The organism is Mammaliicoccus sp. JADD-157, from assembly GCF_049310805.1.
Lineage (GTDB): Bacteria > Bacillota > Bacilli > Staphylococcales > Staphylococcaceae > Mammaliicoccus > Mammaliicoccus lentus.
In genome coordinates this window covers 385,671-409,089 of the sequence record NZ_JBMOVZ010000001.1, presented here as the reverse complement: position 1 = coordinate 409,089, position 23,419 = coordinate 385,671, and the positions used below count along the sequence as shown (strand labels likewise).

The 23,419-nt window shown below is 31.7% G+C and carries 24 protein-coding genes; 7 read left to right on the top strand and 17 right to left on the bottom strand.

All coding sequences use genetic code 11. The annotated features are described in order from the left end of the window. Positions 1 to 2: 2 nt before the first annotated feature. From ACO6VN_RS02060 to ACO6VN_RS02020, 9 genes are all read right to left on the bottom strand, one after another. Positions 3 to 542 carry a GNAT family N-acetyltransferase gene (locus ACO6VN_RS02060; protein ID WP_194201051.1) on the bottom strand — a complete coding sequence of 180 codons (540 nt, stop codon included), beginning with the start codon at positions 540 to 542 and terminating at the stop codon, positions 3 to 5. A gap of 68 nt (positions 543 to 610) precedes the next feature. After that, positions 611 to 943, bottom strand: a complete 333-nt coding sequence (locus tag ACO6VN_RS02055; RefSeq protein ID WP_017001167.1) for a DUF779 domain-containing protein — start codon at positions 941 to 943, stop codon at positions 611 to 613. Continuing rightward, a complete protein-coding gene (locus ACO6VN_RS02050; protein WP_422404184.1) occupies positions 944 to 2,464 on the bottom strand; it encodes an aldehyde dehydrogenase family protein in 1,521 nt (506 codons plus the stop codon). A 223-nt stretch (positions 2,465 to 2,687) separates the two neighbouring features. Beyond that, entirely contained in the window at positions 2,688 to 4,238 is a 1,551-nt protein-coding gene (locus ACO6VN_RS02045; protein ID WP_422404183.1) for a DNA-binding protein, read from the bottom strand. Between the two features lie 93 nt (positions 4,239 to 4,331). Continuing rightward, positions 4,332 to 4,625, bottom strand: a complete 294-nt coding sequence (locus tag ACO6VN_RS02040; RefSeq protein WP_017000980.1) for a hypothetical protein — start codon at positions 4,623 to 4,625, stop codon at positions 4,332 to 4,334. A 68-nt stretch (positions 4,626 to 4,693) separates the two neighbouring features. Continuing rightward, a complete protein-coding gene (locus ACO6VN_RS02035; RefSeq protein ID WP_194201054.1) occupies positions 4,694 to 5,551 on the bottom strand; it encodes an SA0632 family lipoprotein in 858 nt (285 codons plus the stop codon). Between the two features lie 70 nt (positions 5,552 to 5,621). After that, positions 5,622 to 7,664: a cation:proton antiporter gene (locus ACO6VN_RS02030; RefSeq protein WP_194201055.1), complete on the bottom strand. Its 2,043-nt coding sequence runs from the start codon at positions 7,662 to 7,664 to the stop codon at positions 5,622 to 5,624. 19 nt (positions 7,665 to 7,683) lie between these two features. After that, a complete protein-coding gene (locus tag ACO6VN_RS02025; RefSeq protein WP_135031332.1) occupies positions 7,684 to 8,121 on the bottom strand; it encodes a GNAT family N-acetyltransferase in 438 nt (145 codons plus the stop codon). A 13-nt stretch (positions 8,122 to 8,134) separates the two neighbouring features. Next, entirely contained in the window at positions 8,135 to 8,878 is a 744-nt protein-coding gene (locus tag ACO6VN_RS02020) for a sulfite exporter TauE/SafE family protein (RefSeq protein WP_194201057.1), read from the bottom strand. A 153-nt stretch (positions 8,879 to 9,031) separates the two neighbouring features. Between ACO6VN_RS02020 and ACO6VN_RS02015 the strand changes: the two genes are divergently transcribed. Further along, positions 9,032 to 9,715 (top strand): DUF1129 family protein, encoded by a 684-nt coding sequence (locus tag ACO6VN_RS02015; RefSeq protein ID WP_064204672.1) that lies wholly within the window; start codon positions 9,032 to 9,034, stop codon positions 9,713 to 9,715. An 87-nt stretch (positions 9,716 to 9,802) separates the two neighbouring features. On the opposite strand, the gene ACO6VN_RS02010 is transcribed toward ACO6VN_RS02015, so the two are convergent. Continuing rightward, the gene (locus ACO6VN_RS02010; protein WP_017000985.1) at positions 9,803 to 10,366 is read right to left on the bottom strand and encodes a hypothetical protein; all 564 of its coding nucleotides are present in this window, start codon (positions 10,364 to 10,366) and stop codon (positions 9,803 to 9,805) included. A gap of 18 nt (positions 10,367 to 10,384) precedes the next feature. Continuing rightward, positions 10,385 to 10,909 (bottom strand): GNAT family N-acetyltransferase, encoded by a 525-nt coding sequence (locus ACO6VN_RS02005; protein ID WP_422404182.1) that lies wholly within the window; start codon positions 10,907 to 10,909, stop codon positions 10,385 to 10,387. A 183-nt stretch (positions 10,910 to 11,092) separates the two neighbouring features. Between ACO6VN_RS02005 and ACO6VN_RS02000 the strand changes: the two genes are divergently transcribed. Together ACO6VN_RS02000 and nfsA are read left to right on the top strand one after the other, a co-directional pair. Beyond that, positions 11,093 to 12,376, top strand: a complete 1,284-nt coding sequence (locus ACO6VN_RS02000) for a homocysteine synthase (protein ID WP_194201060.1) — start codon at positions 11,093 to 11,095, stop codon at positions 12,374 to 12,376. 224 nt (positions 12,377 to 12,600) lie between these two features. Beyond that, the gene (nfsA, locus tag ACO6VN_RS01995; RefSeq protein ID WP_194201061.1) at positions 12,601 to 13,356 is read left to right on the top strand and encodes an oxygen-insensitive NADPH nitroreductase; all 756 of its coding nucleotides are present in this window, start codon (positions 12,601 to 12,603) and stop codon (positions 13,354 to 13,356) included. A gap of 91 nt (positions 13,357 to 13,447) precedes the next feature. Here nfsA and ACO6VN_RS01990 read toward each other — a convergent pair whose 3' ends face one another. Further along, positions 13,448 to 14,125, bottom strand: a complete 678-nt coding sequence (locus ACO6VN_RS01990) for an ABC transporter ATP-binding protein (RefSeq protein ID WP_016998403.1) — start codon at positions 14,123 to 14,125, stop codon at positions 13,448 to 13,450. A gap of 2 nt (positions 14,126 to 14,127) precedes the next feature. Continuing rightward, positions 14,128 to 15,180 carry an ABC transporter permease gene (locus ACO6VN_RS01985; RefSeq protein ID WP_016998404.1) on the bottom strand — a complete coding sequence of 351 codons (1,053 nt, stop codon included), beginning with the start codon at positions 15,178 to 15,180 and terminating at the stop codon, positions 14,128 to 14,130. Between the two features lie 200 nt (positions 15,181 to 15,380). Between ACO6VN_RS01985 and ACO6VN_RS01980 the strand changes: the two genes are divergently transcribed. Then, positions 15,381 to 15,797 carry an OsmC family protein gene (locus tag ACO6VN_RS01980; RefSeq protein ID WP_194201062.1) on the top strand — a complete coding sequence of 139 codons (417 nt, stop codon included), beginning with the start codon at positions 15,381 to 15,383 and terminating at the stop codon, positions 15,795 to 15,797. Between the two features lie 153 nt (positions 15,798 to 15,950). Here ACO6VN_RS01980 and ACO6VN_RS01975 read toward each other — a convergent pair whose 3' ends face one another. After that, positions 15,951 to 16,856, bottom strand: a complete 906-nt coding sequence (locus tag ACO6VN_RS01975) for a DNA-3-methyladenine glycosylase family protein (protein ID WP_422404181.1) — start codon at positions 16,854 to 16,856, stop codon at positions 15,951 to 15,953. A 102-nt stretch (positions 16,857 to 16,958) separates the two neighbouring features. On the opposite strand from ACO6VN_RS01975, the gene ACO6VN_RS01970 reads away from it, so the two are divergent. After that, on the top strand, positions 16,959 to 17,858 hold the full coding sequence (locus ACO6VN_RS01970; protein ID WP_216683413.1) for an ABC transporter substrate-binding protein: 900 nt from the start codon (positions 16,959 to 16,961) through the stop codon (positions 17,856 to 17,858). Positions 17,859 to 18,052: 194 nt separating this feature from the next. On the opposite strand, the gene ACO6VN_RS01965 is transcribed toward ACO6VN_RS01970, so the two are convergent. The 3 genes from ACO6VN_RS01965 to ACO6VN_RS01955 form a co-directional block, all read right to left on the bottom strand. Then, on the bottom strand, positions 18,053 to 18,379 hold the full coding sequence (locus tag ACO6VN_RS01965; protein ID WP_016998408.1) for a hypothetical protein: 327 nt from the start codon (positions 18,377 to 18,379) through the stop codon (positions 18,053 to 18,055). 78 nt (positions 18,380 to 18,457) lie between these two features. Further along, positions 18,458 to 19,891, bottom strand: coding sequence for a sucrose-specific PTS transporter subunit IIBC (locus ACO6VN_RS01960; RefSeq protein ID WP_216683414.1), 1,434 nt, complete (start codon positions 19,889 to 19,891; stop codon positions 18,458 to 18,460). A 203-nt stretch (positions 19,892 to 20,094) separates the two neighbouring features. Next, positions 20,095 to 20,946 carry a hypothetical protein gene (locus ACO6VN_RS01955; RefSeq protein WP_194201066.1) on the bottom strand — a complete coding sequence of 284 codons (852 nt, stop codon included), beginning with the start codon at positions 20,944 to 20,946 and terminating at the stop codon, positions 20,095 to 20,097. Between the two features lie 136 nt (positions 20,947 to 21,082). Between ACO6VN_RS01955 and ACO6VN_RS01950 the strand changes: the two genes are divergently transcribed. Then, positions 21,083 to 22,024, top strand: coding sequence for an agmatinase family protein (locus ACO6VN_RS01950; protein WP_064205356.1), 942 nt, complete (start codon positions 21,083 to 21,085; stop codon positions 22,022 to 22,024). Positions 22,025 to 22,101: 77 nt separating this feature from the next. After that, a complete protein-coding gene (locus tag ACO6VN_RS01945; protein WP_216683415.1) occupies positions 22,102 to 23,274 on the top strand; it encodes an Nramp family divalent metal transporter in 1,173 nt (390 codons plus the stop codon). The last annotated feature ends 145 nt before the right edge of the window (positions 23,275 to 23,419 follow it).

Below are 23,419 nucleotides of genomic sequence, written 5' to 3'. Positions count from 1 at the left end.
CCTTATAAAATCTTATGATATAAAACATGTGTTGCTAATTTTTCATCGTCAACAACTTTAGGATGCAAAAAATTCTCAATATGATTCATTTCTAATTTTTCCATCACTCTTCTAGAAGGCTTATTAATTTCTGATGTAAAGCTATAAACTTCTTCAATGCCTTGCTCTTTAGCATAATCCAACACTGCTTCAGCTGCTTCAGTTGCAAGTCCATTGCCCCAAACTGCTTTATCTAATCTCCAACCTATCTCATAAAAAGGTAGTTGTGATAAATTGAGATCACTATTTTCAGGTATATAATTAATGCCTACCATACCTATAAAGCTATTAGTAGCTTTTAATTCCACAGCAAACAAACCAATTTTTTGTTTTGTGATAACTTCTTGCATTTGGTTAACTATATTTTTTGTTGCTTGATAGCTTAATATATCTGGAAAATATCTTCTCACTTCAGGACTTGCATTCATGCTCTGAAATATTTCGATATCTTTTTCTTCCCAATCTCTTAATATTAAGCGCTTTGTTTCAATATATATACTCATTTCAATCACCCAACCTTCATAATAATAAAAAAAGGATGTACTATTATTTTAGCACATCCTCTTACAAATTATGATCTTACTGAACTTCTAATGTGAAATCTTTTTCCAGTTGGGCCTTCAATACTAAACATACCGCCTCTTCCATCAACAACATCTAATTCTAGATTAGTATGTTTCCAGTATTCATATTGTTTTTTATTCATATAGAATGGAACGCCTTCGATTTCACCTAGTTTAACATCAACATCTCCAATGATTAGTGTGCCTTCAACAAAAAGCATCGGAGAGCTACCATCACAACATCCACCTGATTGATGAAAAATCAAGTTTTCACCATGTGTCTTTTTTAAATCTCTAATGAGTGATTTGGCTGTTTCAGTTGCAGTAACTTGTTCTTTCATTTAGAACAGTCCCGCTGGTTTCTCACTATAACTTACAAGTAAGTTTTTAGTTTGTTGGTAATGATCTAACATCATTTTGTGATTTTCACGGCCAATACCACTCATTTTGTATCCGCCAAACGCTGCGTGAGCTGGATAAGTATGGTAGTTATTTACCCATACACGACCTGCTTGGATGCCTCTACCGAATCTATATGCTTTATTTTGGTTTCTAGTCCAAATACCTGCACCTAAACCGTATAAAGTATCATTTGCCATTTCTAAAGCTTCTTCATCGTCTTTAAATGTTGCTAATGATAATACAGGTCCAAATATTTCTTCTTGGAAAATTCTCATATCTTGTGTTCCTTTGAAAATAGTTGGTTCGATGTAATAACCATTTTCTAAGTCACCAGATTCTTTACGTACATTACCGCCTACTAAGATTTCGGCACCTTCTTGTTTACCGATATCTAAATAACTTTTAATTTTTTCAGCTTGCTCTTGAGAAGTTTGTGCACCAAGCATTGTTTCCGGATCAAGAGGGTTACCTGTTTTAATTTCGTTTACACGTTTAACACATTTTTCGATAAATTTATCGTAAATATCTTCATGTACTAACGCTCTTGAAGGACATGTACATACTTCACCTTGGTTAAGTGCGAACATTACTAAACCTTCAACAGCTTTGTCTAAGAAATCATCTTCTTCATCCATTATATCTTTAAAGAAGATGTTCGGTGATTTACCACCTAATTCTAGTGTTACTGGAATTAAGTTTTGACTTGCATTTTGCATGATGATACGTCCTGTAGTCGTTTCACCTGTGAATGCTACTTTATTAATATCTTCATGTGTAGCTAATGCTTGTCCTGCTTCTGCACCGAATCCGTTTACTACGTTAATTAAACCTTCAGGTAATAAGTCTTGGATTTTTTCAATAAGGTGTAAAATAGACACCGGAGTTTGTTCTGCTGGTTTTAATACAACAGCGTTACCAGTTACGATTGCAGGCGCTAATTTCCAAGTAGCCATTAACAATGGGAAGTTCCAAGGAATGATTTGACCTACAACACCAATTGGTTCTTTAAAATGATAAGCTACTGTATCGTTATCTATTTGTGAGATGCCACCTTCTTCTGCTCTTACAACTCCAGCGAAATATCTGAAGTGGTCAACCACTAAAGGTAAATCTGCTGCTAAACACTCTCTAATTGGTTTACCATTATCAAATGTTTCGATTACAGCAAGTTCTTCTATATTTTCTTCTATTCGATCTGCGATATCTAATAATAATTGAGAATGTTCTGTAGGAGATTTTTTAGCCCACTCTACTTGAGCTTTATGCGCTGCTTTTACTGCTTCATCAACATCTTCTTTAGTAGAACGAGGTATTTTTGCGTATAATTCCCCAGTTACCGGTGAACCATTGTCGAAGAATTCACCATTTTTGGGGTCAACCCATTTACCACCGATAAAATTCTGATATTTATCTTTTACTTTATACTTTGCATTTGTTGCAGTTGGATATTCAAAAGCCATATTAAAACGCCTCCCTAAATGTAGTTACAATTCTATTTTAATTGATGAAACCGCTATCATCAACTAATTAGCATTTTAAAATAAAATAATAAATTTTTCAAGAAAGAAAAATAAGTAACTATAAAATTGCGTGGAATTTAATAATAAAATTATTCTTCCGAGGTTAAATAGCTAATCTTATTATTTAAATACCCAGTAATAAACAAGAAAATATCATGTTCATTTATTCTACTGTTAAAGTTGTTTGAGCTATAACATTTCCACCTGATAGTACTTCTACTTTTACTTTTTCATCCGCTTCATTTGCGATTTTAGTTTTAAAGTACCAATCTGTTTTTCCATTTTTAATTTTTGGATTAACTGATTCTGATATACCTGGAGCTTGTCCATTAAACATCCCTACTTCTCTACCGTCTTTATTTTTTATAGATAGTTGGAATTTTTGATTGATTAGTTTAGATTCATCTACATATACTGTTATATTGAATTTTTCTTGTCTTGATACAGATGAAGGTATATCAAAAGTACTAGTGTCATTATTTGTTGTATTATTATCTTCTTCTGTTGAGTGCTCAGTTTTATTTTGTTTTGTACCTTTTGCACCATAGCTTCCAGATGCATATGTTGAAGCATCATACCATTTATATCCACGTTTTGGTGTCCCCCAAGGTTCTTGTTCAACCTCTTGACTGTTCTCAGGTTGTTCAAATCGTTTTAGAGGCGTTTTATCATCAAGATTTATGTCCATAGCTTTAAAATCTTTTTGATTTTCTTGCTTATTTAACCATTCAACAATTTGCATAACCATTTTTTTATTATCTTCTTCTTTGAAACCATCATATGTTTTTTTGTTTTCTCCGTTATCTTCTCGTTTATATTTTGGAGTCTTATCTTCTACCATCGAAGAGTCCCCAATGAAAGCTCCTTTTCCTTTTTCTACTTTACTAATCGCAATATAAGGTCCTTCATTCTTACCCCCACCGTTATAAATACCTTCATCTACAGCATTATTCCATTTATCATGTTTACTCAGTTGTGGAACAAAAGCTATTCCTTTTGCTTTATTCGGGTCAGTAATAGCAATTGTTGATCCTGCATGCATTGATACTGCTTTTATACCTTTAGTAATATTAAAACTTTCTTCGCTTGAAGCTATATCGTCAACCTTAATATTACCTAATGCATTATATCGAAAGCGCAAACCGAACACTTCATTTAGAAAATCTCTACTTTCTACACCTTTCATTTTTTCTGATGCGCTTTCTTCAGGCGACATACCTTTTGTTGGATTGTCAAAAGCACCTCTTCTATATCCGTTCATAACTTCAGATGAATCAAACCTATTAAAGTTTCTATCTGCATTATAGTGATCGCTTATCATTAAGATACTACCACCAGATTTCACATATTTCTCAATAGCATCTTGTTCACTTTTCTTAAGAGGATTATTCGCTTCAGGAATCACTACTAGTTGATAGTCTTGCATTGTCTTGTAATCTAATAGTTGATTGTATCCTAAATCTGTAACTTCATAATTTTCTTTCGTTAGTGCGTCTGCAAAATCAGAAAAACCTCCATCAATTACCCAATCAGCACTCCCGGCTGTTTGTCCATGTGCACTATCAAATAGTACTTTACCTTTTATGTCGCTACTCTTTGGAGAAAGAACTATTTTGCCATCTTCTCCTTTTTTCTCTTCATTACCGTTAGAACAAGCTACTAATACAATTGAGAAAACTATTATTAAACTTAAAATTAACATCTTTGATTTCATTTTAATCTCCTTATGTAAAAATAAAGGAGCGGGACAGAAATCTCATTGTTCTCACAAGATTTCATCGTCCCACTCCCTTCTATATTGATTTATTTATGATTTTCTAAAATATGTTAATAATTTAATCATGACAGGCTCAGTATCATAATTTTTAAAGCCTCTTGGAACTTCAATTGTAGCATCAACAATATCATTATTGTCATTAAACCGATAAGTAACTTGATTAACGTTTGATTTACGATCAAAAATCACAGCCTCAGATGGCCAACTTCTTATTTCACCTGTTGTTGATTGTAATGTACGGCCAGTAATTGTTTCAAGTTCTTGTCCTAATTCTAATAGTGTCAGCTTTTGACCTTCAATCAACACGAAATTTTCTTCATGCACGGTGACATCCCTCTTTTCAAATAATCATTAATAATTTATTCCCTATAATCATTTAAGATAAACGCATGCTATATATTCAATTCGAATGATTTCACTTTTTCTGAAGCATGATCATATGAACGTGTTTTACTAACGCCGCCTTGAATATCGAATGTTGCTTTTTTATCTTTTATAGATTGATACATTTCTGTTGAAATCGGTATAGATTTCAAACTCTTTGTCTGTTCTTTAGGTTGATATTCATCAATATTCTCTTTTGATTTTTTCATATATTTTTCATTATGAGAATCTGGAATAAAAGATGCATAATCTGAACGTTGATTCCGGTCTCCGTTTTTAATAGATGCAGCATTATCATAATAAAGTTTTTGTTCTGTAGTATTTTCTGTCATCACTTCATAAATAATAACATATCCATCTTTAGCTCCGTTGAATAATAATACCTGACCTTCTGGCATATTATTTACTTGGAATATTTGCAAATGGTCAACATCTACTTTCATCCCACTATCTTCAAAGTGAAAATTTTGATCTTGTAAATCATTCACTAATTCAACATCTCCGTTAGTAGATGTACGGATAGTATTCGGGAACATTTTTTCATCATTTTTGCTTTTCTTACTAGAAGTCTGTTTAGCTTTATCCTCTTTTGAATCCTTTGATTCATCATCAGATTGTTCATTATCTGAACTGTTGTCTTTTTCTCCTAGTTCATCTTCAATCTTTTTTAATTTTTCTTCTTTTTCTTTAATGTTTTCTTTTAATTTATCATTTTCTTTTTTTAATTTCTCTTTGTCTTTTTTATAATCACTAGATGATTGTTCCAATGATTTAATTTCTTTTTCTAAATCTTCCTGCTCATTATCTTTACCACAAGCAGCTAAAATAACTGTTGTCATCACCATTAGTAAAAATGCCTTCTTCATAGGTGCCGCCTCCTATACATATTCTTAAATATTTTACCATACTAATGGTGAGCTATCTATTGATAACAGGTTAGATACTGTTACCTAATACAATCATTTCATCGTAATTGACAGATTCTCTCAATTTAATAGCAAGAGCACGTGTTATTTTCTCATCATCAATTAATTCATTAATCATTTCTCTTTGAATTCTTAAAGCATATATTTCCATTTCTGTATAAATAGCAGTGTGATTACTCACGAAATTATCAGGCGTTAGTCTTTCAACTTTGTTTAAGTAAGAATCACATACAATACTAATTTCAAATTCGTTTTCTTCATTCATTTCTTTAGATAATCTTTTTACAATTTGGAAATGAACTTCTCGTGTAATATATCTCATTTCTCTTAAGTTTGCTTCTATTGATAATGAACTTGTCGCATTAATATATGTTTTAATTTTTCTACGACGAACAAATAATTTCATCATCAATTTAACTTTTGTAACAAGTGATGCATTTTTAAATGTAGATGATCTCTCTGTAATTTGAGTGTAATTATCAAATGTGTTTTGCGATATCTTGTCATTCTTTATTAAATTATCTAAAGTTCGAAACTCTGTATCTATCGCGATTCGTTGAAGTCGCTCTAATTCTTTTAAGTCTTCATCTTCTTCATTGCTAGCTTTTAAAAATGATAATTGCATATGATAACTTCGGGTGATTTTACCATATACATAGCTCGTTTCTTTACTATAAAATTCTTGTAATTTTATTAAAGCACGTTCAATTAACAATACTTTTGCTTCGTTAAATGTAAGCTGACTTTGTTCTTTAACTTTAGCTTTTGGCGTAATAAGCGGTAGTACAACTTGAGCTAGCACTAAACTGATTAAGATAACTCCTGTAGCTATGAATAATAAATTATCTCTATATATAAAATCTGTATGTTCTGATAATTTATAAGGCAACATCAATGCGATTGCTAATGAAATAGTACCGTGAACGCCACAAATAGTCATAATAAAAGCATATTTAAAACGATTCGGTTTATCGGCTTCTGTTTGAGGTTCAATATCCTTACCACTCGTTAACATTTTTGAAAATCTGCTTTCTGGTAAATAAAAATATGGATATGAAAATAGTACCCAAATGTATCTAAACGAGTATACAAGCACAGTCACAAATAACGTCATACCGATAACATGTAATATTTCCTGATTAGATTCTTTTAAAATATTAATCAGTACTTCTGGTATTAAAAATCCTAATAAAATGAATACAAAACCATTTAATAAGTAACTCAATAATTCCCAAGTGTGGTTGTAAGTAACTTGTTCTTTCGTAGTTGCTTGAGCTATTCTATCTTTTTCAACGCCATGTATTAAACCTGCAACAACTGCTGCAATAATACCTGATGAATGAAAAGTTTCAGCTATAATATAAACTAAAAACGGGGTAATAACCTGAATAAAAGTTAACATGTTACCATTATTAATACCGTTTTTCGTTAAATAAACACGTAATTGTACTAGTCCATAACCAAGTATAAGCCCAACAATTGCGCCTCCAAATGCTGTTAAGAAAAATTGACCTACTGCTCCTGTAAGTGAGAATGAACCGCCTACTAATGCAGCTAATGCGATTTTGAATGATAAAATTCCTGCCGCATCATTTAATAGTGATTCACCTTCTAATATTGTCATAGAACCTTTTGGTAACATTTTCCCTTTAGCTATTGCTTGAACAGCTACTGCATCAGTTGGAGAAACAATTGCACCAATTGCAAAACATGCCGCTAGTGGTAATTCTGGCCAAACTAAATGTATTAAAAATCCAATACCTAAAACTGTTGAAAATACAAGTACCATAGCCATAGACATAACCGGCTTTAAATACCTGGCTAAATGTACACGTGATACTGATATACCTTCTAAGAATAATAAAGGCGCTATTATCCCCATCATAAACACTTCAGATTCAAAATCTAATGCCACAGGTATCGGAGATAAAAATATAACAAAACCTATAACAATTTGAATGAAACTTAAAGGTATTTTAGAAATATAATGGTAAATTATTGAACTGAGGATAATTCCCATGATGAACCATAAAAACCCTTCAAATATTGCCATCAAATACCTCCCTTCTTAACTAAAATAAATGTTTCCTCATGATGTATTTTTCCGTTTCATACCCCATTGATTCATTGATATGCAACATACTTTTATTTTGGGCATGAACTGTAGAAACGATTGATGATGCACCTTTATCGATTGCCCACGTTTCTAATTTTTTCTTTAATTTCGCTGCTATCTTATTGTTTCTATAAGATTCACTAACAAATAGATTATAAACTTTAACTTCATTATCCTTATTATCAAATTTAGCCCATATAAACCCAATACATTTTTGATTATCTAATGCACCGAAAACAACGCTTTCCTCATATGCTAAAGAACGTTTAATCGCTTCAAACTCTAAAGATTCAGCAACTTTAGTACTCTGATCTTCCCTTTTAAAGTACGCAGCCGCCATCTGACTTATCTCATACAACGTGCTTTCGTCACGTATTTGTTTAAATTCAATCATTTTTATCACCTGCCTAGTTATTTTCTATTAAAAGTTTAACTGCTAGTATAAAAATAACGACAAACATTATTGCTTTTAATTTTTTTTCGGGCAGTGAAACCGTTAGTCTCCCACCTATAAAACCGCCTATCCCACAACCTAATGCTAAACTTATAGCAAATGGCCAATTGACGTATCCTTGAAAAATAAATACAAATGTAGATAATGATAAGTAAATGGTAATAATTAAAGTCTTCATACATTGAACTTCCGCATAATTTAAGCGTGGTATTAATAAATTAAGTGCGATAATAAATAAAAATCCAACTGCAGCTTGAACCATTCCACCATAAATACCAAGTGCAAGGAAAACTAAGACAAGCATGACTTTTCTAAAAGAGGATAATTTTTCAGATTGATTATGACCATCTTTCCATTTCGTAGGCATAATCATAATTATTAAGACAAGAAGCATAATGATGCCTAACATTCGATTAAAAACATCGTCTGGAAGGCTTATAGCGTAATGAACACCTATAAAAGAGCCTATAATGGCAGGAATACTTAAAATAATACTTAATTTAACGTTTTTCATGCCTTTTATATAAAATACATATAAGCCCATTATATTTTGTACTAGAATAGCAACCCTGTTTGAGGCGTTAGCAACAGTGGTTGGTAATCCGAAGAAAATCAATAAAGGTAAAACAATTAGAGAACCACCTGCTGATACAATATTAATAGTGCCAGCAAAAATACCAACTAAAAAAATGATCAATAACGTCAAAATCTCCAATATTACACCACCAGTCATTATTAATGATAGCGAAAAATTTATCATCTGTAAAAAGTATAAACCTGATATTAATAATGTTTTTATTACAAAATACTTGTTAGAATATAATTAATGAATATAGAAAGGAAAACGCTGATGAAAAAATCAACACGTGACCTTATTATTGAGAACAACGTAAAACGGTTAAGATTGAATTCACACGATAAAGAAGTTTACGAAAACTATTTAACTTATGTACGTGCAAATTTAAGTATCAATGAGCATGAATCAGAGAAGATGTTACTGGATATATTGAACCATTTGTTAAAAGCAGAAAAAGATGGCATGCTCGCGATGGAATTTTTCGACCACGATCCAAAGAAACATGCTGATAATATGATTAATAATATGCCGAATCGAACAATTCAGAATATATTTAAATTCATAGGCCTCCATATTTTAATATTGCTTGGTGTCTTTTCATTTATTAGAGGTTTTACTGGATTTTTCACTCAAATAGAATACACATATTTATATACATTTATCATCACATTTATTACCGGTTTTTCTATGATATTCTTCTTTATATGGATGATATTCAAAGTTGTACAAATTAGAATATACAGTTTATCTAACTGGACCACTATGCTTACGAACATTTTAATAGCTGGATCATTTATATTAACGATTTTGTCCTTTTATTTACCCGGCTATTACTTGCAACTTGGTCCAAAAATATATACATCTAATTGGATGTACATTATCATTTCTTTAATACTTACACCACTTGGTCTTTATATAGACCATCGTAGAAAAATTAACCAACCTGAAACAAGATAAATAAAAAAAGATTCTGAGACAATTATTCATGTCCCAGAATCTTTTAATTTTATCCCCTCTTTCAAAAGTGTACGCTTACTTATCATATTAAATAATCATCAATCCTATGTATAAAATAATAAAGCTTATAAAAGTTTCAATATTGATAATAAATACATTTGGCTTAAACCCCATTTTATGTTTAGTTATGTAATAAGCGAGTATACTGACATAATAAAAAATAAATAAACTACTTATTAATATAATGATGCCTAATAATATATTAGCATTTTGAATTACGGTGATGCCTAACAATAATAACCATATTACTTTAAATATATTTGCAATCATTTCTATAGGATCTGATGCGATTTTAAATATTTTTTCTATATACTTTTCACTAACAAGTTGTGTGTTAGACAATATATTACATATAACCTGAATAAACATCGAAAAACTAATCAGAAATATAAAGACTAAGCCGATAGTTAATGCGGCGGTATTTAATGTGCTATTTAATTTTTCATAATACATAATTGGCACTTGGCTGAAACTAAGAAATATAAGAACAAATGTAAAATGTATCGTTGTATATTTCTTTTTCTCAAGTAAAAATTTATATGTTGCAAACAGCATCAAGTATAATATCAAACCAATTAATACAATATTCAATATGTTTCTATCCCTTCCTTAAAACTTATCGTTGACGATAGCGTATAAATAATGATCTTTCCATTCACCTTTAATACGTACGTTAGCTCGGTTTAAACCTTCTCTTTTCATTCCTATTTTTTCTACCACTCTGACTGAAGCGATATTAGATGGTTGGACGCCCGCTTCAACACGATGAAATCCTAATTCTTCAAATGCGATTCTTATAATTTCTTTTGCAGCATATGTCGTATAACCTTTGCCGCTATATGCTTCATCAATTGCATACCCTATCATACAACTTTGAATATTATGTCTGACCACGCTAAATAAATCAATAGTCCCTATAACCTTATCTTCGTCACTAACAATGACATAGTGATACCCTTCGTCATTTTTCATATTTTGTAATTGCTTATCAACCTTTTTTCTATAGTTATATAAACGATAATCCGAGTCTTTTTTATCTGCTGCTGAAAATGTTTCAAACAAAGTTCTATTTCTATAATCCATATTCAAAATTTCTTCTGCATCATGGATTTTAACTCTTCTAATGGCTACCATATACTCTCCCCTTCAATCACTACATATATAATTATTATACACCTGTTAATATAAAATCTAAAAATTTAACCTATCTATAAATTATTAATATTTTGTTATTTTCTTATCTTTTTACTCAGAATTGATTGAAACTTTTGAATTATCTGATTATAATGGCAGATATAACTAAAGGAGGTTAACACAATGACTCAAGAAAATTGGAATAAAGAAACATTAGCAATTCATGGGGGTCAAGAACCAGATCCTGTTACAGGCTCAACAGCCGTTCCTATCCATCAAACGACTTCATTTACATTTAAATCTACAGAACACGCTCAAAATTTATTTGCGTTAGCTGAAGAAGGCAATATATATTCTCGTATTATGAATCCAACAAATGATGTATTCGAAAAAAGAATCGCCCTTTTAGAAGGTGGCGTTGGTGCACTTGGTGTTGGAAGTGGACAAGCTGCTATTACATTAAGTATTTTAAACATCGCTGAAAGTGGTTCTGAAATTATCGCTTCTACTAATTTATATGGTGGTACTTATAATTTATTTGCAGTTACATTCAAAAAATTAGGTATCAAAGTTAATTTTGTAAATCCAGATGATCCTGAGAACTTTAAAGCTGCAATTAATGAAAATACAAAATTAATTTTCGCCGAAACAATAGGTAACCCTCGTATAGATGTTTTAGATATAGAAGCTGTATCTAAAATCGCGCACGACAATGGCATTCCTTTAATTGTTGATAATACATTTGCTACACCACATTTATTACAACCTATAAAACACGGTGCTGATATCGTAGTTCATTCTGCAACAAAGTTCATTGGTGGACATGGTACTTCAATTGGTGGTGTTATCGTAGACAGTGGTCAATTCAATTGGGACAACGGTAAATTCCCAGGTTTAGTTGAACCTGACCCTAGTTATCACGGTGTTTCATATGCAAGAGATGTAGGAGCTGCTGCATACATAACAAAAGCGCGTGTTCAATTGTTAAGAGACTTAGGACCTGCTTTATCACCTTATAACGCACATCAATTTTTATTAGGTTTAGAAACATTACACTTAAGAGTAGAACGTCATTCTGAAAACGCTCAAAAAGTAGCTGAATTTTTAGAAGCACATGACAAAGTAAGTTGGGTTAATTATCCTGGATTAAAATCTAATTCGTATCATGAACTATCCAACAAATATTTACCAAAAGGACAAGGCGCTATTCTAACATTTGGTGTTAAAGGCGACGTTGATTCTATAGCTAACTTTGTAGAGTCATTACAATTATTCTCACACTTAGCCAATGTTGGAGATTCGAAATCGCTAGTCATTCACCCAGCGAGTACAACACATCAACAACTCTCAGACGAAGATCAAATAGCTTCAGGAGTAACGAAAGACTTAGTACGTTTATCAATAGGTACAGAATCTGTTGATGACATCATTAATGACTTGGAAAAAGCATTAAATCAAGTTTCATAATCAATATTTAAGGGTGAGACATTGAATGATGTCTTACCCTTATTTCAATTTTGCGGTTCGATATTTTATTTTATCGACCTGTATTTCGTGTTTGCGGTTCGATAATTTCATTTTATCGAACCGCATTTACCTATCTACAAAAAACGCTGAGCTACTTAGTATGAGTTTCTTTATTATTTTTGCTAAAATTTAATTATATAAATTGTTAAAGGAGTAACTTACGTATGAAGCAATCAGTATATGATTTAACACAACAACATCGTTCTATAAGGAATTTTAAAGATGAACCATTATCAGATGAAACAGTAAAACAATTAGTGGAAGCTGGGCAAATGGCTTCAACTTCAAGCTATGTTCAAGCTTATTCAATTATAGGTATTCGTGACCCAGAAATTAAGAAAGCTTTAAAAGAAGTATCCGGACAACAACACGTAATAGACAATGGCTATTTATTCGTATTCGTCATAGATTATTATCGTCATAGCCTAATTAATGAAGAAGTAGAAGAAAATATGCAAGATAGTTTTGAATCTGCTGAAGGTTTATTGGTCGGCACAATTGATGTTGCTTTAGCTGCTGAGAATGTCGCATTAACTGCAGAAGATATGGGCTACGGCATTGTATTCTTAGGTTCTTTAAGAAATAACGTTGCACGTGTAAGCGAAATTTTAGACTTACCTGAGCATGTCTTCCCTCTATTTGGAATGGCAATCGGTGTACCTTCTGAAGATGATCAAGGTTCACCTAAACAAAGATTACCTTTTGAACATGTGTTCCATGAAAATAAATACAACGCAGATAAAGTTCAACAGTTGAATCAAATTAAAGACTACGACAAAGATATACAAACATATTATGAACAACGTACGAATGGACAACGTTCTGAATCATGGTCACAACAAATTGCTAAAATGATGAGTAAAAAATCACGCCCAGATATTTTAGATCGTTTAAATCAAAAAGGATTTATCAAAAAGTAATATAAATATTAAAAACGCCCAATCCGATGTTCACGGATTGGGCGTTTTATTTTGAATGCTTGATTTTTACATTTTCTTCAATTATAAAATATTATGAAACTTGTTCTTCAATTTTTCCATCACTTAGTTTTATTACTTTATCAGCGAATTCAAAAATTCTTTCATCATGAGTAATCATAATTCCTATTGATTGATTATTTTTAACATTATCTCTAATCATTTTAACTACTTCTATTGCACGGTTAGAATCTAGACTTGCTGTTGGTTCATCAGCTAAGATTAATTTAGGTTCATTCATCCAAGCTCTCATGATAGCTACACGTTGTTTTTCTCCTCCTGATAATTCATTCGGATAAGATTTTAATCTGTGTTCTAACCCTATATCTATTAATAATTTCTCAGCTCTTTTTTTAGCTTCATTCTTACTCATTCCGGCCATTTGTCCAACGTACATAAGTTGATCAGTAACATTTAAATAAGGTATTAAATGTGACGATTGAAAAATAAATCCGATTTGATTTAATCTCATATCTGTTAATTTTTTATCTGATAAATCAACATAGCTTAAATCATCTAAAGTTATATCTCCAGAACTTTTATCTAATAAGCCACCTATAATAGATAATAATGTTGATTTTCCAGAACCTGATGCACCATTTAATACAATGAGTTCACCTTTGTTTGCTGTAAAATTAATATCATTCAATACTTGAGTTTTTGCGTCTTTTTCACCAAATGATTTTGTAACATGTTCTACTACTAATCCCATTATTATTCTCCTCCTATAGCTTCTAGTGGTTCTATTTTCATTACTTTAATAAGTGATAATACTGCACCGATTAATGAAACAACAATAAATACACCAACCATCAATAACATTAAGTTTGTATTTAAGTAGAATGGCATTGTCACTGGCATTACAGTATTTAGTCCTAAGATAATTGCAATAGCTATTGCCACACCTATTAACGTTATGATTAAAATTTGAATCATTAATGAAGAAATAAGTTGTTTGTTCTTAGTACCTATTGCTTTCAAAATACCAAACTGGCTTGTTTTTTGAATTGTCATAACATAGAAGAATGCTGTAATCACAATCGCAGAAATTACGAATAAAAATACAATCATAAGATTTAAAGGTTGTTGCTCAGCATTATAACTTGGTATTGCATCCATCAAATCAGATTGTGGAATGACTTTTACATTTTCTAAATCATTAATTTGATTTTTTTGATCACTATTTAAATTATCATAAGCGATTAAAGCAATATGATTGCCTTTCAAATCATCCATTCCCGCTTCATTCACATAAGCCATTGAAGTATGTGAATACATTAAATTATCTGCAAATCCTACAATTTTAAACGTTTGATTTTCATCAGATAATTTAATTTTGTCACCAATCTCAAATCCTTCAGCTTTTAATTTTTCATTTAATAGAACTTCGTTACCGTTACTAGGTAATTCTCCTTCTGAAGGTTTGGGCTGAATGTTATTTGTAAGTTGTGTAAACATGATGTCTGCTTTACCATCATCTGTATTAATTTTTTGCATTGCAGTTCTAATCGTGTCACCTTTTGCAATGTCTTGTACTTTTGCTTCATTTTTACCCGAAATGTCAGATTGTCCCAAATTATTATCCGCATCGTTAGCAATTACATATTCACTTTTATTCCATTGTTCTACTCCAGAAACGTTCTCTTTAGCTAACCCTTGTGCTAAAGCTGAAATAAATAACACTAAAAATGCTAATAAGAATAAAATCAATGTTACAAGTAAGTATTTAAATTTGTAATACTTAAGTTCTTTTAATGCTAGTTTCATGCTTATCCGTCCTTCTCTCTTGAATTTATATATATATCATATCTTCGCAATGTGAACTGAATATGAACAAATGAGAGAAAAACAAAAAATAAATAATTAAATTAAAAATTATCATAAATAGCTACACCTTTAGTCAATTTGTTAGTGTAGTTACACGCCTCTTGATACAATGAAGTTAAATATTATGAGGAGGACTTAAGATGATTAAATCTATATGGCAAGGCAACAAAACATTTACAGCACAATCTAAATTCGGTCATGATATCATTTCAGATGCACCAGTCGCATCCGGTGGCGATGATAACGGGCCATCTCCAGTTGAATTGATGTTAAGCGGATTAGCAGGATGTACTGGAATTGATGTGACAAACATAATGAAAGAAAGATTAGCAGATGTAACAAAATTTGAAATCACAGTAGATGATGAACGAGAAGACACTACATCCCGTGCAGTAAAACACGTTACACTTACTTTTGTTGTTGAAGGAGAAGTAGATTTAAAAAAATTAAAACGCGCAATCTCATTAAGTGTCGAAAAATATTGCACAGTTGCACACTCACTTAAAGCATCTATAGGTCCAAAATTATTCTATAATGGTACTGAAGAAGAACTTTAAATAAAAGCTTCTATATTTTACTACTCTCAAAATATAAAATATCGAAATCATATATATTTATAAAATAAAAAATAACCATTCTAGATACATGTCAAAAGTATTAACTAGATGGTTATTTTTTTGATTATTATTACTAATTTACGCTAAATATCCCTATTTAATATTCCTCAAATACGGCGCTCTCCAAATGTAAAACGTTGCATAAGAGCTCCACTTTTCCCAATCTTTATTAAGTTCTATCATAAATTCTTTAGAAGGTTTCTGTTCTAATTCTAAAATTAATTTTAAAGCATTTTGCAAACCAACATCTCCTACAGGATAAGCATTTTTTATACCTAATGATCTCATCATGACGTAGTGTGCTGTCCATGGTCCTATACCTCTTAAATCTGTTAAAGCTTTCTCTATTTCTTCTTTATCTGTTAGATTTAACAACATTTTTTTCGTTATAATTTGTGATTGAATTTTATTTGCAATATCTATAAGATATTCTGCTTTTCTACGTGAAAATTTCAGCTCCATTAATTCTTCAATTGTGACATTTGATATTTTTTCTGGTGATGGATGAATGTAATATTGTCTGCCTTTATATGGTATTGATTCACCATATTTTTCAACTAACCTTCGTTTTAATTTATAAGCAAATGATAAATTGATTTGTTGTCCTATGATTCCCCATGTAATAGCTTCGAAAAATTCTGGAATTCTAATTATTCTTAATCCATATAACTCTTCAATTAATGGTGCTAATATTTTATTATCTTTAACATCATTATAAAATGAAGATAAATCTGTTGAGAAGTCAAACCATTCTTCTATATATGAAATAAGTTTTTCTACGATTAAAGGCGTAATCAAATCTTGATTTAAAATTTCTACTTTTAAGTAATGTGGTACGTATGATACGTGTATTAATATATTAAGGTTATTTATTTTAACTGCTTTATAAATTTCTTCATCAACTACGCTAAATAAAATTTCATTTTCATTTCTTTTAAAGTATTCTAAACATTGTTCAAAATCGAAAATCTCTGGACATTCTATTCGAATTTCTTCCACTTCAACCCAACCCCTTTTATTTAACAAATACTAAAGTTTTAAATCTTTGTTTTTAGAAAATATGTTATAATCGAAATCTATTATCAATTAGGAGAGATACATATGTCTAAAAAAATACTTGTTTTCTTAGCTACCATTTTACTGATTTTAGCTGGATGTAACAACAAAGATGACGATTCATCGAGCAACAAGACTCATAAATATAAAACAGACGAAGGTAAAACAATCAAAATTCCAAATAATCCAAAACGTGTTGTCGTATTAACAACTAACCAAGGAAACTTCCAAAAACTTGGTATAGATCCAGTCGGTGTGGATGCAGATTTTCCTAAATCTAAATTTGTAGATGATAAAGATGCTAAACGCGTAGGTTCGGAAGATATAGAAGCAGTAACGAAATTGAAACCAGATTTGATTATCACATATAATGCAAATCCTCAAATTAAAAAGTATGAAAAAATTGCACCTACAGTACCTTTCGACCATAGTAAACGTACTTTTAAAGAAGTTCACGTTGAAATAGGTAAATTGTTAGGTAAAGAAGACAAAGCTAAAGAACAAGTAAAAGAACTAGAAGATTTAATGACTAAAGAAGGAAAAGACGTAAAAGAAAAATTAGGCAAAGATAGCACAGTTTCTATAATGGAAGTCGGGCCTAAAGAATTAACGTTAATCGGAAATAACTTTGGTCGTGGTTCGGAAGTTATATATCAAGGCTTTGGGTTTAAACACCCTAAATCAGCAGAAGAAGATATTCCTAAAGAAGGTTGGTTATCAACTTCATTAGAAAACTTTAGTAAATATTCCGGAGATTATTTATTAATCCCTACCGAAGATGGTAAAAAACCAAAATCTTCACTAATTGACGGAAGCATATGGAAAAATACTAAAGCTGTCAAAGAAGATCAAGTTTACTATTATCCAAAAAACTTGTTTATGTATTCTGACCCGATATCTATAGAAAAACAAACGAAATATTTAAAAGACATGCTTACAAAATAATAAAAATTTAAAGAGTTCGAGACATAAATCATTGTCTCGAACTCTTTCTTTGTATTGGCAGAAATGGACTGGATAATTATGTTGCACGTGGAACTCGTCTTGCAACATCTACGATTTTATTTACTAAAACAAAAAAAGGGTGGAACTACGAAATCTTTTTATCAAAATAAGATTTCTGTCCCACTCCTCAATTTTTATTGTACGCGCTCGTTTACGTAATCTTTGAAAGCTTCCACGTCGCCTTCTTCAATATCGATCATTGCTACTTTTCCTTCTGGAAATTCGATGAATAATACACCTTTGTCTTCAATCGTTACCGCTTTAATATCTTGGTAACTGAAAACTCTTCTGTATGGTTCACCGTTCATATCGACACTCATTATTACGCGTTCATTTGTAGTAATATAAGCACCTTTAAATTGTGATTGTTCTCCTACTTTATAAATAATTGTACCAAGTACACTTGGTCCTAATTTTTCAGTAGGATATAATTCATTTACATCTATTTCATTTAATTTCATGATTTATACCTCCATTTTATCTTCAATACTATTGTACGAGAATACATGACCATGAAACAAATATTATGTTTACAAACTTTAATTTTCTAATTCTTTATATGCTTTTCTTCTTGAAAGTACAATAGTTACTACAAATGCAACAATTATAGCTATTGCCATACCTATAATATAGTTTAACCAACTACCTGTCGCAATTGAAATAAATCCAGGTAACCCAGCTGTACCTAAAGCAATTGCCTTTACTTTAGTCGCTGCAATATAGCACGCTCCTGCTCCTGAACCAACAATAGCTCCTATAAATGGATAACGTAGTTTCAAGTTAACACCAAACATAGCAGGTTCTGTGATACCTAATAATGCTGAAATACCAGCAGCTGATGCTACACCTTTTAATTTTTTATTCTTAACAATAAAGAAAGCTGCTAACGTTGCTGCCCCTTGAGCCACATTCGACATTGCTGCAATTGGGAAGATAAATGATCCGCCAGTTTTTGCAGTATCAGCTATCAATGTAGTTTCAATTGCAATAAAACTATGGTGCATACCAGTTATTACAATCGGACCATATAGTAGACCAAATAACAATCCTCCAATTGCTCCACCTGATTCGTACAACCAAGTTAAGCCATCAGATAATAAGTAACCACCTGAACGCGTGATTGGTCCTACTGCAGCAAAAGTGATAAATGCAGTAAAGAATATTGATAATAACGGTGTTAATAGATTATCTAATGTTGAAGGAATGACTTTTCTAAACCCTATTTCTAATTTAGCAAGAATATATGAAGCTACCAATATCGGTAAAACTTGTCCTTGGTAACCTACCATTTTAATAGATAAACCGAAAAATTCCCACGTCGGAATTTTTTCGCCTTTCGCTAAAGCTTCTGGGTACTCATAACCGTCCATTAAACTAGGATGTACCAATATCATACCTAAAGCAGCACCTAAGAAGGCGTTACCTCCAAACCGTTTTGCAGCACTAAACCCGATAAGTACTGGTAAGAATACAAATGGTGCATTAGCAAACACGTTAATCATACTTGCTAAACCTGAAAATTGATCATGTACTTCTATAAAAGATTGATTATCATAAAATAAATTTTTTGCTGTTAAGATATTGTTGAGTCCCATCAATAAACCACCAGCAACTATGGCTGGAATAATTGGAACAAATATATCTGATAACATTTTCACGAATTTTTGTATTGGATTTAACTTTTTAGAAGATTGATCTTTCACTTCTGAAGATGTTGAAGCTTCAAGTCCTGTTAATTTTTCCATTTCATTAAATACTTTATTAACTGTTCCTGAACCAATAATGATTTGATATTGTCCACCCGTTGAAAAAGTCCCTTTTACAACTTCCAGATTACTTAACTTATCTTCATCTACTTTACTTTCATCTTTTAATACTAATCTTAACCTAGTCGCACAATGTGCAATAGCATCTATATTCTCTTTACCGCCTATCGCATCAATTATGCTTTCAGCTTCCTTTTTATAATTCATTTAATTCACTCCTCTATAATGGTACCGGTTCCCAAAACTTATAAAAAAATAAAATATCCACTTTTCATTGTAACCGGTTCCATTCACTTTGTCAATATCCAAATAATGCATTATTTTGCACCTCCAATAACTACAAAATAAAAAAGGCACTGCTTCTTTAGTTGATTTTTTCAACTTTACAGTGCCTTTAATAAATTATTATTTTAGTCGTTAAGATTTATATAGCCGGCTCTTATTTTATTACCTTTTTCATCAAAAGATTCCACATATCCATCTTCTCTAACGTTGTAAGAACCTAATAATTTCCCGTTCTTATCAGTATATGAGAATCCAAAAGTATCATCTTTTTTCTCAGGTTCTTTCCAAATTGTTTTGTCAGTATCTACTTTATCAATACCTTCAAATGCTTCTACTGCATCAAAGACATTATCTCGAGTGATGACTGTATTTTCATCATTGCTTGAATTTGAGAATTCAAAGTCATCAGGATATTGCATAATATATCTTATTTCATCATCTTCATTACTGTTTTCAGTATAAACTGCTATTTGATAACCGTTATTCGGCGTTTTATTGTAAATAACGAATGAGTGTCCTTGCCCTTTTCTTAAGTCTTGTGTAGGTTCGCCATGAAAATCAACAAACTCTTTATAAGTCACATTCTGATTCGGTATAATACTATATTGTTCAATTGGATTCCCTGCTCCTAAGTAATACATAACCATAAAGTTTCCATAAACATAGCCTTCTCTTCCTAAAAAGTTTCTTATATCATCTTCTTCACCATATTTTTGTTGAACTTCTTTTTTATTCATATTTTTTATTAGACCTTTGTAGCCTGTAACATGATTAGCATTCATATAATTATCGGAAAAATCTTGTGACAATATATCAATATTAGGAGTGGATTGTTTGTTGTTTTCATTATTTGTGTCATTATTCTCCGATTTATCCTCCTGTTTAGCATTATTATCTTTGGCTGGTTCGCCTATCGTAATACTACAACCAGATAAAATTATTATTGATGCAAATAAAAATGACACTTTATTTTTCATCTCGTTAAATACCTCCGAATCTGTATTAATATTTAATTTATTATTCCCATTATACCAAATAATATTCAGAAAAATTTGATAACTAGTGAATACTTTTATATAATTACCATTATTAAGAGAAAGGAGTATTATTACAATGAGTGAACGAATTTATGGCAATACACCTTGTTTTTTAGGATCACAAAATTTATCAAAGAGTAAAGATTATTCAACTGATGTATTAGTTTATGGTGTTCCATTTGAAGGCCCGTGTACTTGGGGAGACTACACAGGTTGTGAATTAGGTCCTAAGCAAATTAGGCTGTCTTCAGCAAGATACAGTGGTTATCTTCCTGAATTGGATCATATTGATGTACACGAACATTTAACAATCGGTGATGTAGGCGATGTTTCAACAGTACCTCATGACGTTGATGAAACTGTACAAAACATAGAGAAATTTGCCGAAAATTTATGGCGTTCTGAAAAGTTTCTAGTAGGTTTAGGCGGCGATCATGGTATAACTTATCCAATTTTAAAAGCCTTAACTAACACTGGAAAACGTGTAGGTATCATCCATTTAGACGCACATTATGATAATATGCCGAATTATGAAAATGAGCAATTCGCTCGTAATACACCTTTCATGAGACTTTATGAAACTGAAGGTATTCGTAATGAAAGCCTTATTCATACAGGAATACACGGTCCAAGAAACCAGCCTGAAACAGGAAAGTTCGCTAAAGAAAATGGCGCAGTTACGATTACAATCAATGATATACGTGAAACTGACGATTTACGCAAGTTCGCTAAAGATATATATTTGCAAGCAAGTAATGATGTAGATGTTGTATATTTAACGATTTGTAGTGATGTGTTGGACTTTGCTTTTAATCCAGGAGGCCCTGTAGATGGCAATGGTTTAACAAGTTATGAATTATTAACAATGATTTATGAATTTGGAAAATTAGGTTTAGTTGGTATGGATTTTGTAGAAGTCTATCCAATGCAAGACGCTAATCAAAATTCATCACACTTTGTATCTACAGCTGTGCTTTACGTATTAGCAGGACATATAAAACATTTAAATAAAGCTTAATGTTTTTGCAAACGAAGGGAATGGTTTAAATCGTAGAAAAGAAAAGGAAAAGTAACTTTGGTATATTCGGGCCAGGTATGATTATAACCGCTTCTTTCATAGGTCCTGGAACTGTTACAACGATGACTCAAGGGGGAGCAGGGTTTGGATATAGTCTGCTTTGGGCAGTCTTATTCTCTATTATCGCGACCATTGCGCTTCAAGAAATGGTTGCACGTTTAGCACTCGTTACCAATGAAGGCTTAGGTGAAGCAATCCGGGATATATTCAATCATCATTTACTAAAACTCATCACAGTATGGTTTAGTATGATAGCTGTTGCTGTTGGTTGTGCTGCATACATATCCGGAGATTTGCTAGGGACTTCTTTAGGTGCCGCCTATTTAATAGGTGTGCCTGAAAATGTTATCGCACCTATTATTGGCGTTATCATTTTATGCATAGGTTTAATTGGTAGTTACGATTTAATCGAGAAAGTCATGACTGTTCTTGTATTAGTAATGGGCGTTATATTTGTTACGACAGTTATTGTTATACAGCCAGACTTCGGTGCAGTACTCAAAGGAGCATTTGTACCAAGTATACCTAATGGCTCTTTATTAACAGTTATCGCGTTAATAGGTACAACTGTCGTACCTTATAACTTCTTTATACACGCGAGTTCTATTCACGAACGATTTAACGGTATTAAAGATTTAAAAGCAGTACGTATAGATACAATCGTTGCGATAGGTTTAGGTGGTATCATATCCGCTGCAATACTGATCACAGCTGGTACATTAATTGAAGGAGATGAAGTATCAAGTCTTGTTCAACTATCTGAGCCTCTTAAGCCAATTCTCGGAGACTTCGCGCCATTATTTATGAGTATTGGATTATTTTCAGCAGGATTATCCTCAGCAATAGCCTCTCCAATGGGCGCAGCAGCAACAATAAGCAGTTGCTTACGTTGGAAAGGCGGCGTTAAAAGCAAAAAATACCGCTTCGTATTCGCTGTTGTTATATTTATCGGTATATTTACTTCAGCACTTGGGTTTGAACCACTTGAAGTATTGTTACTCGCACAAGCTTTAAATGGCGTTATTTTACCAATCATTGCGATTTTAATATTTATCATTTTAAACAAGAAAAATATGATGGGAAAATTCGCAAATGGTATCGTATTGAATATTATCGGGCTGTTTGTAGTACTTGTAGTATCATTCTTAGGTATTTACAGTCTAATCGATGCTATTCAAAGTTTATTATAGTAAAAAGATTTCGTAGTCCCACCCCGACAAGGATGACTAGAGTTGAAAAAATCTTGATATAAGCGTATTTTTAACCCATTCAGCTACTGCCATTATAATGACATAGACTGAGACATGTATTTATGTCCCAGTTTCTATTTTTTAT

What these genes read in the sequence shown, in the direction of transcription:
- nfsA (WP_194201061.1), top strand. Translation starts at nt 12,601, where the DNA reads ATGAAGCAATCAGTATATGATTTAACACAACAACATCGTTCTATAAGG.
- ACO6VN_RS01970 (WP_216683413.1), top strand. Translation starts at nt 16,959, where the DNA reads ATGTCTAAAAAAATACTTGTTTTCTTAGCTACCATTTTACTGATTTTA.
- ACO6VN_RS01955 (WP_194201066.1), bottom strand. Translation starts at nt 20,946, where the DNA reads ATGAAAAATAAAGTGTCATTTTTATTTGCATCAATAATAATTTTATCT.
- ACO6VN_RS02050 (WP_422404184.1), bottom strand. Translation starts at nt 2,464, where the DNA reads ATGGCTTTTGAATATCCAACTGCAACAAATGCAAAGTATAAAGTAAAA.
- ACO6VN_RS02045 (WP_422404183.1), bottom strand. Translation starts at nt 4,238, where the DNA reads ATGAAATCAAAGATGTTAATTTTAAGTTTAATAATAGTTTTCTCAATT.
- ACO6VN_RS01945 (WP_216683415.1), top strand. Translation starts at nt 22,102, where the DNA reads ATGATTATAACCGCTTCTTTCATAGGTCCTGGAACTGTTACAACGATG.
- ACO6VN_RS02025 (WP_135031332.1), bottom strand. Translation starts at nt 8,121, where the DNA reads ATGATTGAATTTAAACAAATACGTGACGAAAGCACGTTGTATGAGATA.
- ACO6VN_RS02060 (WP_194201051.1), bottom strand. Translation starts at nt 542, where the DNA reads ATGAGTATATATATTGAAACAAAGCGCTTAATATTAAGAGATTGGGAA.
- ACO6VN_RS01990 (WP_016998403.1), bottom strand. Translation starts at nt 14,125, where the DNA reads ATGGGATTAGTAGTAGAACATGTTACAAAATCATTTGGTGAAAAAGAC.
- ACO6VN_RS01980 (WP_194201062.1), top strand. Translation starts at nt 15,381, where the DNA reads ATGATTAAATCTATATGGCAAGGCAACAAAACATTTACAGCACAATCT.
- ACO6VN_RS01985 (WP_016998404.1), bottom strand. Translation starts at nt 15,180, where the DNA reads ATGAAACTAGCATTAAAAGAACTTAAGTATTACAAATTTAAATACTTA.
- ACO6VN_RS02030 (WP_194201055.1), bottom strand. Translation starts at nt 7,664, where the DNA reads ATGGCAATATTTGAAGGGTTTTTATGGTTCATCATGGGAATTATCCTC.
- ACO6VN_RS01950 (WP_064205356.1), top strand. Translation starts at nt 21,083, where the DNA reads ATGAGTGAACGAATTTATGGCAATACACCTTGTTTTTTAGGATCACAA.
- ACO6VN_RS01965 (WP_016998408.1), bottom strand. Translation starts at nt 18,379, where the DNA reads ATGAAATTAAATGAAATAGATGTAAATGAATTATATCCTACTGAAAAA.
- ACO6VN_RS02000 (WP_194201060.1), top strand. Translation starts at nt 11,093, where the DNA reads ATGACTCAAGAAAATTGGAATAAAGAAACATTAGCAATTCATGGGGGT.
- ACO6VN_RS02055 (WP_017001167.1), bottom strand. Translation starts at nt 943, where the DNA reads ATGAAAGAACAAGTTACTGCAACTGAAACAGCCAAATCACTCATTAGA.
- ACO6VN_RS02015 (WP_064204672.1), top strand. Translation starts at nt 9,032, where the DNA reads ATGAAAAAATCAACACGTGACCTTATTATTGAGAACAACGTAAAACGG.
- ACO6VN_RS02005 (WP_422404182.1), bottom strand. Translation starts at nt 10,909, where the DNA reads ATGGTAGCCATTAGAAGAGTTAAAATCCATGATGCAGAAGAAATTTTG.
- ACO6VN_RS02035 (WP_194201054.1), bottom strand. Translation starts at nt 5,551, where the DNA reads ATGAAGAAGGCATTTTTACTAATGGTGATGACAACAGTTATTTTAGCT.
- ACO6VN_RS01960 (WP_216683414.1), bottom strand. Translation starts at nt 19,891, where the DNA reads ATGAATTATAAAAAGGAAGCTGAAAGCATAATTGATGCGATAGGCGGT.